This is a genomic window from Paenibacillus woosongensis, assembly GCF_030122845.1.
Lineage (GTDB): Bacteria > Bacillota > Bacilli > Paenibacillales > Paenibacillaceae > Fontibacillus > Fontibacillus woosongensis_A.
Map to the genome: position 1 here is coordinate 1060710 of NZ_CP126084.1, position 16167 is coordinate 1076876.

The 16167-nt window shown below is 50.8% G+C and carries 19 protein-coding genes; 16 read left to right on the plus strand and 3 right to left on the minus strand.

The genetic code is table 11. The features are described from left to right. Positions 1–79: 79 nt before the first annotated feature. The 5 genes from QNH46_RS04655 to QNH46_RS04675 are packed head-to-tail and all read left to right on the plus strand — an operon-like array spanning position 80 to position 3731. On the plus strand, positions 80–1030 hold the full coding sequence (locus tag QNH46_RS04655; RefSeq protein WP_283927125.1) for an ABC transporter ATP-binding protein: 951 nt from the start codon (positions 80–82) through the stop codon (positions 1028–1030). Continuing rightward, positions 1023–1781: an ABC transporter permease gene (locus QNH46_RS04660; protein WP_283927126.1), complete on the plus strand. Its 759-nt coding sequence runs from the start codon at positions 1023–1025 to the stop codon at positions 1779–1781. The genes QNH46_RS04655 and QNH46_RS04660 overlap by 8 nt, the downstream gene beginning before the upstream one ends. A gap of 45 nt (positions 1782–1826) precedes the next feature. Continuing rightward, positions 1827–2219, plus strand: coding sequence for a GntR family transcriptional regulator (locus QNH46_RS04665; protein ID WP_283927127.1), 393 nt, complete (start codon positions 1827–1829; stop codon positions 2217–2219). A 58-nt stretch (positions 2220–2277) separates the two neighbouring features. Further along, complete coding sequence (locus QNH46_RS04670) at positions 2278–2973, plus strand: ABC transporter ATP-binding protein (protein WP_283927128.1); 696 nt, start codon at positions 2278–2280, stop codon at positions 2971–2973. Then, positions 2973–3731, plus strand: coding sequence for a hypothetical protein (locus QNH46_RS04675; protein ID WP_283927129.1), 759 nt, complete (start codon positions 2973–2975; stop codon positions 3729–3731). Before QNH46_RS04670 ends, QNH46_RS04675 begins: the two co-directional genes overlap by 1 nt. 16 nt (positions 3732–3747) lie before the next feature. Here QNH46_RS04675 and QNH46_RS04680 read toward each other — a convergent pair whose 3' ends face one another. After that, positions 3748–4107, minus strand: a complete 360-nt coding sequence (locus QNH46_RS04680) for a hypothetical protein (protein ID WP_283927130.1) — start codon at positions 4105–4107, stop codon at positions 3748–3750. Positions 4108–4251: 144 nt separating this feature from the next. Next, positions 4252–4965 (minus strand): hypothetical protein, encoded by a 714-nt coding sequence (locus QNH46_RS04685; RefSeq protein ID WP_283927131.1) that lies wholly within the window; start codon positions 4963–4965, stop codon positions 4252–4254. 248 nt (positions 4966–5213) lie between these two features. Here QNH46_RS04685 and QNH46_RS04690 point away from each other — a divergent pair, with 248 nt between their 5' ends. The 8 genes from QNH46_RS04690 to QNH46_RS04725 all read left to right on the plus strand — a co-directional run bounded on the left by QNH46_RS04690 (position 5214) and on the right by QNH46_RS04725 (position 13037). Beyond that, positions 5214–5435 (plus strand): hypothetical protein, encoded by a 222-nt coding sequence (locus tag QNH46_RS04690; RefSeq protein WP_213594234.1) that lies wholly within the window; start codon positions 5214–5216, stop codon positions 5433–5435. Between the two features lie 113 nt (positions 5436–5548). Continuing rightward, on the plus strand, positions 5549–6379 hold the full coding sequence (locus QNH46_RS04695) for an alpha/beta hydrolase (RefSeq protein WP_283927132.1): 831 nt from the start codon (positions 5549–5551) through the stop codon (positions 6377–6379). A 171-nt stretch (positions 6380–6550) separates the two neighbouring features. Next, positions 6551–7612 carry a DUF3048 domain-containing protein gene (locus QNH46_RS04700; RefSeq protein WP_283927133.1) on the plus strand — a complete coding sequence of 354 codons (1062 nt, stop codon included), beginning with the start codon at positions 6551–6553 and terminating at the stop codon, positions 7610–7612. Between the two features lie 192 nt (positions 7613–7804). Then, complete coding sequence (locus QNH46_RS04705; protein ID WP_213594240.1) at positions 7805–8419, plus strand: DUF47 domain-containing protein; 615 nt, start codon at positions 7805–7807, stop codon at positions 8417–8419. Between the two features lie 88 nt (positions 8420–8507). Further along, entirely contained in the window at positions 8508–9497 is a 990-nt protein-coding gene (locus QNH46_RS04710; RefSeq protein WP_213594242.1) for an inorganic phosphate transporter, read from the plus strand. A gap of 108 nt (positions 9498–9605) precedes the next feature. Then, positions 9606–10565, plus strand: a complete 960-nt coding sequence (corA, locus tag QNH46_RS04715; protein WP_213594244.1) for a magnesium/cobalt transporter CorA — start codon at positions 9606–9608, stop codon at positions 10563–10565. 215 nt (positions 10566–10780) lie between these two features. Continuing rightward, positions 10781–11674 carry a UTP--glucose-1-phosphate uridylyltransferase GalU gene (gene galU / locus QNH46_RS04720; protein WP_213594246.1) on the plus strand — a complete coding sequence of 298 codons (894 nt, stop codon included), beginning with the start codon at positions 10781–10783 and terminating at the stop codon, positions 11672–11674. A gap of 112 nt (positions 11675–11786) precedes the next feature. Then, positions 11787–13037 (plus strand): glycosyltransferase family 8 protein, encoded by a 1251-nt coding sequence (locus QNH46_RS04725; protein ID WP_283927134.1) that lies wholly within the window; start codon positions 11787–11789, stop codon positions 13035–13037. A 234-nt stretch (positions 13038–13271) separates the two neighbouring features. Here the strand turns inward: QNH46_RS04725 and QNH46_RS04730 are convergent, their stop codons facing one another. Further along, positions 13272–13808, minus strand: coding sequence for a hypothetical protein (locus tag QNH46_RS04730; RefSeq protein ID WP_213594250.1), 537 nt, complete (start codon positions 13806–13808; stop codon positions 13272–13274). A gap of 227 nt (positions 13809–14035) precedes the next feature. Between QNH46_RS04730 and QNH46_RS04735 the strand changes: the two genes are divergently transcribed. Genes QNH46_RS04735 through QNH46_RS04745 form a run of 3 tightly spaced genes read left to right on the plus strand, consistent with a single transcriptional unit; the run spans position 14036 to position 16128 of the window. Continuing rightward, positions 14036–14326, plus strand: a complete 291-nt coding sequence (locus tag QNH46_RS04735) for a YerC/YecD family TrpR-related protein (RefSeq protein WP_125084865.1) — start codon at positions 14036–14038, stop codon at positions 14324–14326. Between the two features lie 2 nt (positions 14327–14328). Further along, complete coding sequence (locus QNH46_RS04740; protein WP_283927135.1) at positions 14329–15225, plus strand: sirohydrochlorin chelatase; 897 nt, start codon at positions 14329–14331, stop codon at positions 15223–15225. Between the two features lie 21 nt (positions 15226–15246). Then, the gene (locus QNH46_RS04745) at positions 15247–16128 is read left to right on the plus strand and encodes a diacylglycerol kinase (RefSeq protein ID WP_155609870.1); all 882 of its coding nucleotides are present in this window, start codon (positions 15247–15249) and stop codon (positions 16126–16128) included. Positions 16129–16167: the final 39 nt, after the last annotated feature.

Genomic DNA, 16167 nt, shown 5'->3' on the forward strand with positions numbered 1-16167 from the left:
AAAAATTAAAAAGGGGCTTTACAGTAGTTTATCACTAGTGTACTATTCAACTATAACACTAGTACAAAGGAGTGGGATTATGAGCATACACGAACTAAAGACATATCCTACGGTGCTTTCGGTGAACCAGGTCAGCAAGAAAATCGGAGGCAAGCTGCTCGTGAATCGATTGTCCTTCGATATTCATAAAGGTGAAATCGTGGGGCTGCTGGGTCCTAACGGAGCGGGCAAGACGACGACGCTTCGGATGATCGTCGGGTTAATTTCCATGAGCGAGGGCGATATTTTTGTCATGGATAAGAGCATTCGCCGGAATTTCACCGAGGCGATTGCCCATATCGGCGGGATCATTGAGAATCCGGAGTTCTACCGGCATATGAGCGGCTATGATAATTTGAAGCAGTATCAGCGGATGGCGGAGGGGATTACCGAGGAACGGATCATGGAAGTGGCGAAGCTCGTCGGGCTCGAGCAGGCGCTGCATATGAGGGTAAAGGCATACTCGCTCGGCATGCGCCAGCGGCTTGGCATTGCGCAGGCGCTGCTGCACCGGCCTTCGATCCTTATCCTGGATGAGCCGACGAACGGCCTGGATCCGGCAGGCATTCGGGAAATGCGGGATTATTTGAAGCAAATCGCCCGGGATGAGGGGATCGCGATTCTGGTCTCCAGCCATTTGCTGTCGGAGATGGAGCTGATGTGCAGCCGGGTCATTGTCATCCAGCAGGGCGAGCTCGTGACGGTGCGAAGCCTGGAAGAGCATCAAAGTGAAACAGAGTACGCCAAACTGAAGCTCCGGGTTGATGATGCCGTGCGGGCTAAGGAAAGACTGCAGCGGATGGAGGAAGTTATTATCACTGGCATAGCGCCGGAGAGCAGGGAAATCACGGTTACCGTTCGGGAACATTATATACCTCGCATGGTACAGGCACTGGGCGAGGAGCGGATCGGGCTGTACCGCATGGAAGAGAGCCGGGAATCGCTGGAAGACGAATTCCTTAAATGGACGGGAGGAAATTACATTGCGTAGCTTTGGTAAATTAGTGTGGAATGAATGGCTCAAAATGTTCAAGAAGCGCAGCTTCTTCGTGCCATATGCGATTATAGCAGCCTTCATTATTTTCTTGGCTTATATGACGCAATTTATGGGCGGATTGCAAAGCGTCCTGACGGCTCCGCAGTTTGCGCAGGCGGTTATCTCGAAGAATGGTCTTGGACAATTCCTTGTGATGCTTAGCATCATCTGCACGGCGGGCGTCGTCTCCAAGGAGTTCAGCGGCGGAACGATCAAGCTGCTGTTGATCCGTTCGGTAAGCCGCAGCAAAATTCTGGCTTCCAAGTATGCGATCGTGCTGCTGTATTCATTATCGCTAACCCTGTTCGCACTAATCGTCGGTCTGGTCACTGGCAGCGTAATGTTCGGCTTCTCAGACATGGCCGGGTTCGGCAATCTGTTCAGCGCCACTCTGTACCACGCTGCATTCATGGCCATTTATGTGACCGCCGCGTTTATGTTCGGGACGCTAACCCGGTCGAGCGGAGCGACGATTGGCATCGGTATGACGCTGCTGATGCTGGAAGGGCTCGTCGTTGCCCTGCTGTCCAAATATTCGTTCGTGAAATATCTGCTGTTCACGAATGCCGATTTGTCGGTATATGCAAATGGCCGGCCGCCATTTGAGGGGATGACTATGGCTTTTTCGCTCATCGTATTGGCTGTTTACATGTTCTTGTTTCTCGGGGCCAGCTTTGTTACGTTTAAGAAGCGTGATGTCGCCTAAGGGGCATAGCCCCATGGGATAGGGCGGAAAGGGGTACGACACATTGTGAGTATTGAATTTGATAATAACTTGCCGATTTATTTGCAGATCATGGACTATATCAAAAGAGAAATTGTGACGGGCAAGCTGAAGGCGGGAGACAAAATTCCGTCGGTCCGAGAGCTTGCTGTGGAGCTGCAAATCAATCCGAATACCGTGCAGCGGACGTTCCAGGAGCTGGAGCGGGAAGCGATTGTAGAGACTAGAAGAGGGTTAGGAAGATACGTGACAAGTGAGGAATCGAAAATTATGAGGATCAAAAAGGAAATGGCCGGAGATTTGCTGGAACGATTCATTCATGGAATGCAGGAGCTCGGATTCTCGAGTGAGGATATCGCTTCGATCGTTGCTGAAGCAGTTCAAGACGGGGCAAACGAATCAAATCGATCAAACGGTTAGTATTGCTAGGCAGGATCATCAGTATTGAATCATCAGTATGAGAAGGGGAACGAGTATAGTGGAAAATATACTGGAATTTCAAAGTGTATCCAAATCCTATGGTTCCAAAAAAGCATTGCACGAGGTGTCATTCACCGTCGGGGTTGGTAAAATCGTAGGCCTTTTGGGAACGAACGGGAGCGGCAAAAGCACGATTATGAAAGTTGCGGCCGGTCTGATCCAGGCGTCGCAGGGAACGGCTGCGGTTCTTGGGACTCCCGTCGGTCTGAAGACGAAATCGGACGTGTCCTTTATGCCGGATCAGCCGTTGACGGAATCCTGGATGAAGGTCCGTGATGCAGTAAGGTTTTATCAGGATTTCTATCATGATTTTGACGAAGAGAAGGCGCGCCGGATGCTCGACTTCATGAACCTGAATGAAAAGGAGCGAATCACCTCCTTGTCCAAAGGGATGAACGAGCGGCTGCATCTGACCTTAACTTTATCTAGAAATGCCAAGCTGTACTTGCTGGATGAGCCGATCGGTGGGGTGGACCCGGTAGCCCGGGATAAAATTCTTGATGCGATCGTGGAATTCTATAACGAGGACAGCAGTCTGCTGATCTCTACCCATCTCGTGCGGGATATCGAACGGATTTTTGATGAAGTGATCTTTATTCGCGAGGGTGAAATAGTGATGCAGCAGGAAGTAGAGGAGCTGCGGATGAAGTATGGAAAAAGCGTGGATGACATGTTCAAAGAGGTGTATGCGTAATGTTGAAGCTGCTTAAGTACGATTGGAAGCGAAATGCGAATTTGTCGCTGGGGCTGCTCGCTGTGCTGGTTTTTCTGCAAATCGTCATCGGGGTCGTAGGCAATGTCAGGGGTTGGGAGCAGTCGATCATATTTGTCCTCTCCTTTATGTTGTATACGATGACCGGGATCATTCTAATCATCATCGCCTCCAAGACGTTCGATAATAATATAAAGGCTTATAGCCGCAGGCTGCTGCCGGTTCGTCCGGTCTGGACGGCCGTATCCAGCATCGTGCTGTGGTGGCTGTTTACTGCGGTGTTAGCGGGAATCGCCTTGCTCCACTATTATATTTATGTTAGTTTGGTCCATTCGACCCCGGTGTGGCCGGAGGAAATAATGGTAACCAGCCTGCTGGAATTGTTTAAATTCATCTTCGCCATCTTCTGGACGCTCACCTATTTGATGCTAATGATCCTCTTGTCGATGACGATCGGGGCCAGCGTCAGCCTGCGCGGCAAAGCCGGCACATGGGTGGGGATCATAGCATTTTTCGTAATTCAATATGTATTAAGCCTTGTAGAGAGCGCGCTGTTCGGCGGATTTGACGCGAAGCTGTTTAGCATAGGTGTTATAGAATCCTCCAATGATTCCATTAACGCCCAGGTCATGTCGAGCGCGCCGATGCTGCAGATAGGGCAGCTGCTGTTTGATGGAGCCATGTTTGCCTTGATGCTGCTGCTGATCAACTATTTATTGAGCAAGAAGGTTGAAATATAGAAGAGCCCATTCGCATTTACTCGATGGGCTCTAGGCTGATCGATCTAACTCTGAGATCCGATCCGTATTCCAGGATGGCGTTTACGGCAAACGCTGCGGGGGAGACGCTTCCCGGGACAGTAGCGGTAATTACGCCGTCGGCAGCGCTGTATCCGATGACCGAGCCGAACGAAACCTCCTCATTCCAGAGTACCGCATCCGACTCGAGGTAGTTTTGTTCCACCTGATCGGTGTCTGTCGTCACGATGACCCTGACTTGGTTCTGCTCATGCTGGACATCAGAGGTTACCTGGTCTTTAATGGCCTGAAGAGGGTCTTCAAGCGATAGCTCAGACAAGTCCTCCTTGTTCAGCACATGGATTTCCTGTTCGTTCATTCCTGTTCCGTAGCCCGTGGTCAGGATAATAATGATTTCATGCTGCTCGTCGCGATGGATGTCTGTGATATGAACGGCGGCTTAAAGGCCAAGCAGGATATGCTGCTTGGCCCCTTTGTGTGTACTATGCCCAGTAGAATGGTATTAAGGCTTGCTCTTTCGGCCAAAAATCAGCTTATGGCCGATAATGCCAATCATGAAAATGATAAGGCTGTCCCAAGGCGAGACGGTGAAGGCGGGCAGCAGCCAGTTTAACCCAAGGCCGACTACGCCCACGGCTGCGGCAATTCCGATATAAACCCCGAGTGTCTTCGGGTCGAATTTCGCTGGCTGGAGCTTGGAATGCTCCTGCTCTTGCTCTTGTCCTGCTTTGCGCTTCGTTCCCGGGCCGAGATACCGGGTAACCCCTTCGACAAGCGCGATCGAGAGAACGGCGATGACAAGCAGCGAAGCTGTGCTGATCCGGGTGTATTCCAGTTCTCCGCCAAACCATTTGCTGAAGAAGCCAGTGAGCATGTAAATAAAGAATACCCAAGTCAGAGCGACCCAGGGAATCATCGTATAATATTTGATTTTTTCCTTCAAGGTTCGCGGCTTTTTCATCATGACGTCATCCGCAAGCTGCTCGCAGTAAGCTCTTGGATCGTCGCCGAATAATTCGGCAGCGGAAATATTCTTTTCTTGATTTTTAATAATGCGCCGGGCCAGCTCTAGAAGAACTTCTTCACCCTTCGCCTCCGTCAGCGAACTGGAACCGGAGCGGAAATACATCACCATTTCTCCGAAATAAGCCTCATTAGCCGGGGACATCTGCCCTCTTAATTGATTCGTCTCTCTGATCATTTCGTGAATGTACATGAATCTCTCCTTCCAGGCGGATTGGCTAATTATGCAATCTCCCAATTCTGTATGTGAATTACCGATTTTCTCCAGTAGTATACTGTATATTTCACGTCTCCCGCAAGGGTCCTCGGAAGTGTCGCCGGAGTGAGTCTGGAGAATCACCGGAGGAGCTGGAATAAAAATACGCCGTCCCTCCAACACTATAAAGCAGGAAGAAATGAGCGGCATTTCTTCCGAGATTACAAGAAGCGAGGTGCACAGCCATGGGAAAGTTCCACTCGGAGCTGACTCGGAAATATTTGCTGAATAGCCAATCGAGGGGCAGTCTTGAAGAAGTGACGGAGATTGATGCCGAGGAGGAATTCGCGGCTCAGGAGCAGCCGTTGCAGGACGATGAGCCATGGCTTGCCGGGGACATACCGGGGGGCGGCTCCAGCGAAGGCCAGGAGTTGACCCAGAATTATTTTCGGCAGTATTATGATTAATTCAGGAAACGATTGACACTCAGCCTCCTGAGATGCTAAGATAAGTTTATAATTCATATTAAACTTATCGGATTAATTGATATATTGCGTGGCATAAAGGGAGGCTTGAGCGGATGGAACGGCAAATCGTGATTAACCATGGAGAAGAGAAAATAACGGCCAGTATTCATTACCCAGGCGAGACGGTTAAGAGAGAGGGGCGCTGCAAGGACCGCGTGCCGCTGATCATCATCTGCCATGGATTCGTCGGCAGCCGGATTGGCGTGGACCGCTTGTTCGTAAAGGCGGCCCGTGAGCTCGCTTCCGAGGGCAATCTAGTTGTCCGGTTCGATTATATCGGCTGCGGAGAGAGCAGCGGAGAGTACGGACAGGAAGGCATCGACTCCATGATCGCCCAGACGCGCACGGTTCTGGATTACGGATTGAGCTGCGGGGACATTGATCCCACGCGGGTCATTCTTATCGGGCACAGCCTCGGAGGCGCAATCGCACTTCTTACCGCCGTACGCGACCGCCGCGTCAAGAAGCTTATTCTGTGGTCTTCTGTCGGCTATCCTTTCAATGACATCGTTAAAATTACGGGCCGGAACGTCTACGATGAAGCGCAGGAGAAAGGTGTCGCCGACTATCTCGGTTACGGATTCAGTCCGGTGTTCTTTGACTCGCTTGGCACCTATCAGCCGTTCCAGGAAGCGATTAAGTTTAGCGGGGACGTGCTTGTTGTTCACGGCACTTCTGATGATGCAATCCCTGTCGATTATGCGTTCCTGTTCCAGAAGGTATTCTGGATGCGTCCGGAAGGCCGCTGCGATAAGGAAATTATTTTTCAGGCTGACCACACCTACTCCTCTGGCGAGCATCGCAGTCAATTGCTGCTGAAGACGAAGGAGTGGCTGAATCAGCTGGAAGCTGTTCAGAGCGACTGGCAGCACTGGATGATATAGCAAGGCGTCTGATACAGGAAAAATCATATCCGCAGGACTCTCAAGCGCAGTGCCGTAAACAACGGCACTGTTTTTCTTTGGCTAAAGTCTTTTCGACATATGGACAATCAGCGTATAATATGAGGAAAAACATGGTGCTCGGAGGATATGATTTTGAAATGCTCAAATGGATTGAAACGATCAAAGCATGCGCTGCTGCTCTTATTGTTGTCTAGCTTATTTATTATACCTGCTTGCGGGCAAGGGAAAGCTGCCGTCATAGGCGGGGGCCAGATAGAGGACATCCCTGTGCAAATGGAGGAGCCGGTTGTAGAGGAACCGCCCGTAGTCTTTAAGGCGCCGCTGACCGGTCTGCCGGTAGAAGAGCCGATTACCCGGAGGCCGTTCGCAGTAATGATTAATAACGCCCCGGCCGCCAGGCCGCAATCCGGCTTGGGACAAGCGGATATCGTGTATGAAGTTCTGGCGGAGGGCGGGGTGACCCGGATGATCGCCATTTATCAAAGCGGTGACGAGGCAACCCGGATCGGGCCGGTGCGCAGCATACGCCCTTATATGATTGATCTTGGTGAAAGCCATCACGCCGTGACTGTCCATGCGGGAGCCAGTAATGACGCGTTTGCCATACTTCAGCAGCAGCGCAAGGAGGATCTCGACGAAATTACGAATGCTGGTGCATATTTCTGGCGGGATAAATCGCGGAAGGCGCCTCATAACCTGTATACCAATTTGGAGCAGCTGCTGGAGGGAGCGGTTAAACGGGGTTATGCAACCGAGCAAGAGGAGGCAGTTCCGACCTATCCATTCCGCAATGAAGAGGACCCGGGAGAAGGATTGCCGGCCGGGCAGGTCGAGGTTAAATTTCAACTTAATAATTATCGGGTAACTTATGAATATGACTCCGGTACGAAGCTGTACAAACGATTCATTAACGATGCGCCGCATAACGATCTCGATACAGACACCCAGCTGACTGCGGCCAACGTCGTCATTATGGGAGCAGACCATAAAGTGCTGGACGATGTCGGACGATTGGCTGTTAACCTGGAAACGGGCGGAGAAGCGGTTATTTTTCAGCGCGGGAACATGATTCGCGGCCAGTGGATACGGAAGTCTGGCGATATTATCCGTTTTGTGAAGGATAATGCGGAGATTCCATTTTACCCTGGGATTACATACATTAACGTTGTGCCAAATGAGCCGGGATTTGACAGTCGTTTTACAGCTGAATGAGTCGAATAATAGGAAAGTATTTCATCCTCATGCAATATAAGGGATAGGAACCGCTAACAAAGGGGTATTATAATGTGAAGACGTGAAATGTTTGTAACAAAAGTATTCACGTTGTCGCTAATTGTGTTAAGATATTCAGGGTTATGTCATCCGAGTGTATCAGAAACACATGCAGAGAAAAGGGGATAAGAGATGCGAGCGAAAAAGAAGGATATCTTTTTCCAGACGTTAGAAAATATGGCGGATACGATCGTGCATTCGGCGGATTATTTCGCCCAGCAGGTATCGGAGCTTAAGGATGTAGAGCAATTCGCAAAGCAAATGAAGGAATTCGAGTCGAAATGTGACGGTTTTACGCACACGATTATTGTCGAACTGAACAAAACGTTTATTACACCGATTGAACGTGATGACATCATGAACCTGACGACGACGCTCGACGATGTGATAGATGGACTGGAGGCAACGACCTCCCGCTTCTTCATGTATCATTTGAGCGAGCCGGACGAGCATATTGTTCAATTTGCGGAAATACTGCGTACCTCTGCTTACGAAATTCAAAAGGCAGTACATTTGCTATCCCAGAAAAAATTGCTTGCGATTCGCGAGCATACGATTCGACTGAACGATCTCGAGAACCAGGGGGACGAGCTGCTGCGTATTTGCATTAACGAGCTGTTCGCCAAGGTAACGGATCCGATCGTTCTGATCAAGAAGAAGGAAATTTACGAACGTCTCGAGACGACAACGGATGCGTGCGAGCACGTTGCCAATATGCTGGAATCCATTATCATGCGCAATTCATAAGAAACTTCGCTTTATCATTCAATTTTCCGGGAGGTTGGAATTGCGCGGATAATATACAAATACAACGATCTGTGCAATAAATGAGACTATGGATACGAGTTTAATCATCATACTGATTGTCATCTTTCTGGCGCTGGCCTTCGACTTCATCAACGGCTTTCATGATACTGCCAATGCGATTGCGACCTCGGTATCGACGCGCGCGTTAAAGCCGCGTACCGCGATCATGCTTGCCGCTGTCATGAACTTTGTCGGAGCCATGATGTTCACGGGCGTCGCGAAGACGATCGGCGGCAGCGTAGCCGACCCAGCCAAGCTGGATAACGGTCTGGAGATCCTTGTCGCAACATTGCTCGCCGCGATTATATGGAATTTGGTTACCTGGTGGTTCGGTATCCCTTCCTCATCTTCGCATGCTTTGATCGGTGCCCTGGCCGGGGCGGTATTTGTCGGCGCCGGCTCCGAGAACCTGAACTGGAGCGGGTTTACGACAATTATTGAAGGACTTATATTTTCTCCGCTGATTGCTTTTGCTATCGGTTATGTCGTGATGATGGTCCTGAAATGGGTGTTTGCAAAGCGCAGCCCGCATACGGTCAATAAGGGGTTCCGCTCGATGCAGGTCATTACGGCGGCCATTCAAGCGTTCACACATGGTACCAACGACGCTCAGAAGGCGATGGGGATTATCACCTTCGCCCTTGTCACAGCCAATTATCAGGATAATATGGACGTTCCTTTATGGGTTAAGATCGCGGCAGCAACAGCGATGGCACTAGGCACTTCGATCGGCGGCTGGAAGATCATCAAGACGATGGGGACAAAAATATTCAAAATCGAGCCTATCAACGGGTTCGCGGCCGATCTGTCGGCGGCATCGGTTATTTTTGGCGCCACGTTATTCCATTTGCCGGTGAGTACAACGCATGCCATCACGTCCGCGATCCTTGGCGTAGGATCGGCCAAACGCTTCTCCGCCGTCAAATGGGGAGTTGCCGGACGAATCGTCGTCGCTTGGGTGATTACGATTCCGATTGTAGCCGTCCTGGCCGGATTAATATATATCATACTGTTCTAGCCTGTAACGAAAAAGCCAATCACTTAGGATTTATGCCAAGGGTTGGCTTTTTTAGATATGTGTGGTGTCTATGAGAATAAATATGGAAGCGGGCAAGGAGGCTGGAGCATGCTGCGAATTATGGGCGTTACGCGGGATCATAAAGTAAAGGCGGATCTATCGCTGGAAGATGTCCGCATAGGACACTATATTTGGTGCTGGGTGGATTTCAATGAACCGTCGGAAGAGGAGTCAGAGCTGCTTGCTTCCTTCTTTGAATTCCATCCTCTGGCTATTGAAGATTGCCTGCACGTCCTGCAGCGGCCGAAGCTGGATTATTATGAGGATTATCAATTTCTCGTTCTGCACGCGATGAATCCGGACACCTTGAGCACGGTAGAGGTCGATTTGTTCATCGGCAGCAGCTACCTCGTGTCTTACCACAAGAAGCCGCTAAACGAGGTAGATCAGGCGTGGGAGAACATGCTGAACGGGACGCGTAACCGCAAAATCTGGTCCCAGGGGCCTTATGCCGCCGCTTACATGATCATCGACAGCCTGGTGGATAATTATTTTCCGTGTGTATATTCCATTGAGGACGATCTGGATGAACTGGAAAAGCTGGGGGGGCGTGAATCGGTGGAGGTTCTGCTGAATCAAGTGTTTGCGCTGCGGAGCCGTCTGCTCAAGCTGCGGCGCACGATCGTGCCGATGCGGGATTTGATGTACCGCGTTCTGAACTCCCAGCATATCCAGGGGGAGAAGGAGCCGAGAGTGCACTTCTCGGACATCTATGATCATCTGCTGAAGCTGTCGGAAATGATTGACAGCAACCGTGAGATGACGGCTGATTTGAGGGATTCCTATATTTCGCTCAATTCCAACCGGATGAACGGCATCATGAAGACGCTGACGGTTATTACGACTGTGTTCATGCCGCTTACGCTGATAGCGGGAATTTACGGGATGAACTTCGTGAACATGCCTGAGCTGGAATGGCACTATGGCTATTATGGCGTGCTTACCCTAATGGGCGTACTCAGCATCTGGATGATTCTCAGCTTCATGCGGCGGGGCTGGTTCAAGTGATAGAGGAAGTTCTGAAGCTTTTATGAACATCAATTATAGTTCAGTTCCAAAGACGGTCATTTCCCATTTTAAGGCGGGAAATGACCGCTTTTTGTTGTTGCGCTGGACGGGCATTCAATTATTTTTTGCCGGATTAGATAGATGTCCACTATACAATTGCTTTTCTGGCATACGATGAGATTATATACAACTGCACTATAAAGGAGGAGGACCACTTGAAGATTCGTAAGGCGATCATACCAGCAGCAGGCTTCGGAACACGGCTTCTTCCAGTAACCAAAGCAATCCCCAAGGAAATGCTTCCGATTATTGATAAACCAACGATTCAATTTATTATCGAGGAAACGGCAGCGGCTGGAATCGAGGAGATTCTGATTGTCACCGGCAAAGGGAAGAAGGTTATCGAGGATCATTTTGATTCCGCACATGAGCTTGAATACTTCCTGGAACAGAAGGGAAAGTTCGAAGAGCTTCGCAAGGTGAGAGAGTTTGCTGGTCTGGCAGACATTCATTATATCCGCCAATCCGAGCCGAAAGGGCTGGGCCACGCGATTCATGTGGGCAGAAAGTTTGTTGGGAGAGAGCCCTTTGCTGTTCTGCTTGGAGATACCTTCTTCGAGTCAGAGCCTCCGGCACTGAAGCAGTTGATCGAAGGCTTCGACAGATTCCAGACTTCCATTCTGGGGGTTCAGACGGTTCCCGAAGATAAAGTATCCAAATACGGGATTGTAGATGCCAAGCCATTAATGGATGCTTTCGCCTATGTTACTCAATTAATCGAGAAGCCCCAGACAGGTGCGGCGCCTTCGCGTCTGGCGATGGTAGGGCGTTATATTCTTACGCCATCGATCTTTGATATTCTGGAAAATCAGCCACCCGGCGTAGGAGGTGAAATTCAGCTCACCGACGCGTTGAACAGGCTCCTGACCAAGGAAGCAGTCTATACTTGCGAGATCAATGGCCGCTGGCATGATGTTGGAGATCCGCTTGGCTATCTTAAGGCTATTCTCGCTATTACAAGGCATCGTGGAGATCTGAAGAATGATCTGCAAGAGGAGATAAACAGACTGCTGCAGGTTGACAATGATATCCCTAGTTCCGAACAATAGCTATCTACGTATAGTCACTAAGCATGAAGGGGCCAAGAGGCCTGAGAGTAACGAGTACGGCAATCGTAAACTGCGTTATTGTCTAAAAACCAGGGAGAGGTGTTAAATGTAAATGGTTGAATTGGCTTTAGCATTTACGGATAAGGATGGAAGTTATGCAGAACATGCCGCTGTCGTTCTTACATCGGTTTTCCTCCATACAGGTTCACAAGTAAACGTTCATATTCTTCATGACGAGTCGTTGACCGAAGAGAACAAACTAAGAATTAAACAACTGGTTTCGCATTATAATCATACGGTCAATTTCTACTCTGTCGTCTTTCCTCCCGATTTGGCTGAAGTTGTTGAGGGAGCTCAATCGGTTAATACATGGACCCGGGGGAGCATGTACCGTCTGCTCTTGCCTTTTCTCCCCAATATCGGGAAAGTTATTTACCTGGACTGCGATGTGCTGGTAAATCTGGATATTCAAGAGTTGTGGAATATCGATTTAAACGGTTACTATTTGGCTGCGGCCCGAGATCCAGGCGTCGCAGGACTCACCGACATACTTCTGCCCTTAGGTTTAAATCCGGATAATTACTTCAATTCGGGTGTTATCGTATTTGGACTGGACAATATTCGCCACAACCCGGAATGGTATGACAAGATGAAGGATTTCCTCCGGCAGCATCCCAGCACAACCCTGCCGGACCAGGATATACTCAATCACGTTTTCGGCAGCAACTATTTACAGCTTGGCGGGGAGTTTAACACCTTTAGCTTCAGTAATCCGGATCAAGATTTCAATCATAAAATCGTGCATTTTGCCGGCGAGACAAAGTGGTGGGATCCAGCGTCCCCAGGCTACGCCCTGTATGAAGAATATCTTAATCTGACACCGTGGAGATTACCTGAATCGCACTTTGCAGCGCCGCTTGAGAAAAAGGCGGATCCGTGGCCGTCCTTGCCTCGATTGGAACATGAAGAGCCAGCTCAGCCCGAGGGTTCTGCGCAGCTGCCTCTGCAGTATGCCGGGAAGCAGCAGCCCGTGCATAAAGTGAATCCGCCAAGGCATCGGCGTATTTACGGTATGAAGAAAACGCGGATGAAGCGGCAATCCAGACTGAAGAAGTTTAGGAGATTAACGAAGCGGAAGTTATTGAAAAGACCTGTAAGGCAGGCCGGCTTCGGAACGCTCAAGCCCTCTCGGCCATATCAGGCAGCGCCGGTGCAGCGGAATTACCGATTGAAACCTAAAAGAAGAACGCAGAATTTCTATCCAGGTATAGTTACGCCTCCGGGAAGGGGTCAGCGGGTCGCAGCACCTCGGCGAAGAATGATTACAGAACTGGTTGGAAGACGGTACACGCCCGAACCTTAAGCGGGCGGAGAAGGACCAGGGCGCATATGGAAACGTGTAGAAATTGCCGCAGATTACCGGCAATATCGCGAACACCGAATTCATAAGCACCCTTCGGTCTTTATTAGCCTGAAGGCGAGAAAGAAAGAAGGGTGCCGCTATTTTATAGCTATGCATGGGATAAGAAAAAATAGCTGCCGAGACTTCTCGACAGCTCTGCGGCCCCGAATATAATCTAGTGCGGAGTTTGTAGCATTAGCGGCGGCGTTTCGCTTTTCCGTTGCGTGCACGGGAGGAGGAGCGCTTATTGCCTTTTCTGCTGCTCTTCCTGGCGCTTCCTCTGCTCTGCCGGCGGCGTCGTGGCCTGTATTCGTCCAGCTTGTAGCCGGCTCCTTTGGGCCGCGCTCCTTTGCCGCCGGGGAGCAGACCCGTGATCAGCTTAGCCATCGGCGCAAACTGCTGAACGGTTTGCATGACCTTCTGCACTTTCCCCACCGTAGCAATTATGCCGTCGATCCCGCCGAGCCTGTCGATCATGCCTTTGAGATCGCCCAAGTTCGGGAGAGAGAAGCCTCCGGTGGACTTGGCAGCTCCGGCGGCTGCGGCTGGCAGTATAGCGGTCTCGCCCGCGGCTGCTCCCGCTCCCGCTGCGGCTTGTGGTGGTGAATAAGGAACAAGCGCAGAAGCTTCCGCTGTATTCGTAAGCGACGGCTCATACGGAATAACCCCGGGATAGTAGTCTGTATAGGTAGAGGGCGTTACGCTTCGATGGGGAGGATAGTAATGAGGCATAATATCACTTTCCTTTTTCAATATTTAGGGTGGAGATAGGCGTTTGTATATTACACTGTATGTGTATCGCACAACGTGTGTATAGACGAATGTCCCGGGTGTGGTGGGCTTTTGTGTATTTTGGGCGTTATTTCTGTGATGCGTGAAATCGTTAACGCTTGAAAAGCAGGCCATTGCTCAGGTACAATGTAGGTGTGTTTATAGTAACCGTAGGGGATGATTAATCAGTGCAACTTAAGAAGTTGAATGATAAAACGATCGACCAATTATTCGAAGCGATTCTTACATTGAAGAATATCGAGGAATGCTACGTCTTTTTCGATGATTTATGTACAGTTAACGAAATACAATCTTTGTCCCAGCGCCTGGAAGTGGCGCGCATGCTCGGCAAAGGAAATACTTATAATCAAATCGAGGCGGAGACCGGAGCCAGCACGGCGACGATTTCCCGCGTCAAGCGCTGCTTGAATTACGGCAACGACGGGTACAAGATGACGCTTGACCGCCTGGGGCGATAAGGATGAAGGAAAGCTTGGATATGCTGCAGGGTGGAAGCGGAGCTTCGGGGCAGGATCATGGGCTGCGACAAGGGCTGGTTAGCGAGGAGGCGGAATTTACACGAGAGCCGCTTTCGGCGGACGGCCCGCGGCGGCCCGGTGTGCTCGTGATCAGCCACGGTTCTCCGGACGGCCACTGGGTAAAGCTGGTGGATGAGGCGGTCGCAGCAGTCAAAGCAGGATTACCGGGGGGGCTTCCAGTGGAAGCCTCTTTCCTTGAAATTGTAGATGGCCGCCTCATTCAGGACGGGATCGACCGGCTGGAGCTCGAGGGCGTCACCGATATGATTGTCATTCCTTTATTTATGTCCTCGGGCAGCACGCATGTGGATGAGATTGCGTATGCGCTTGGGGTTAAGGACACGCCGGAGAAGGAGACGGATTTAGAGCATTTTCGCCTCTCTGCGCGCGTGTTCTTTGGCGAGCCCGTAGACGATCACCCGCTGGTTGCCCAAATGATCTGGGATAAGGTCAAGCCATTGTCCCGCGAGCCGGAGCGGGAGGCGCTGCTGCTGGTCGGCCATGGCAGCAGGCATGACGGCTTCCGCCAGCGCTGGGAGCAAGGCATCTCCTCCCTGGCGGCACGGGTGAAAGACATCAGCGGCCTTGCCGTGACGGATTTTGCGCTTCTAAATCCAGATAGCGTGCATAAGAAGGTCACTTATTGGCAAGAACGGGGATATGAGGTGGCTATCGCCCCGTTATTCCTAAGCGCAGGTTATTTCACGAAGAAAGAAATCCCTTCCAGACTGGAAGGATTGACATATCGCTACTCGGGAGAAGCGCTGCTTCCCCATCCGCTTTTGCCTCACTGGATGTTGGATCAAATATTGCATATAATGAGGTCAATGAAATTATGATAAACGGGTGGCGTTCATATCATGAAGAGAGCTAGGTTGATTTATAATCCGTCCTCCGGACGAGAGGAAATGCGGCGCTTGCTTCCCGATGTGCTGGATCGCTTGGATCTTGCCGGCATTGAGACTTCATGCCATGCTACGACAGGCGAGGGCGATGCTACGCGGGAAGCGGCGGAAGCGGTGCGGCGCGGCTACGATATCATTATTGCGGCCGGCGGCGACGGCACGTTAAATGAAGTGGTGAACGGCATGGCAGGACTTGAGCATTTGCCGCCGCTCGGCATCTTTCCGATGGGAACGACAAACGACTTCGCCCGGGCTATGGGAATTCCCAAGCGCTGGGAGGATTATTGCGATTTAGTGATTGAGAACAAGACGCGGCCGATTGACATCGGCAAGGTGAATGGCCGCCACTTTATTAATATCGCCGGCGGCGGCTCGCTGACGGAGCTGACGTATGAGGTGCCCAGCAAGCTCAAGACGATGATCGGCCAGTTGGCTTATTATATGAAGGGCATCGAGAAGGTTGCCAGTCTGTCGCCGACGGAGCTGATCATTCGTGCTGATGGGCACGGGGTGCTGGAAGGCGAGTTCATGCTGTTCCTGATTGCGAACAGCAACTCTGTCGGCGGCTTTGAGAAGCTGGCGCCGGATGCGCGAATCGATGACGGCCTGCTGGACGTGATCGCGGTGCGTAAATGCAATCTGGCGGAATTCATCCGCCTGCTGACGATGGCGCTGCGCGGCGATCATTTCAGTGATCCTCGTGTCGTCTATTTCAAGACGACCCGGATGGAGGTCACTTCGCCAGGCCTGGTTCAGTTGAACCTGGACGGCGAACTGGGCGGGGAGCTGCCCGGCGTGTTCGAGATTTTGCCGTCGCATTTGCGGATTTTTGCATAGATGTAAGGGTTAGCGGGTGAAGGGCACAGGCTGGCAGGC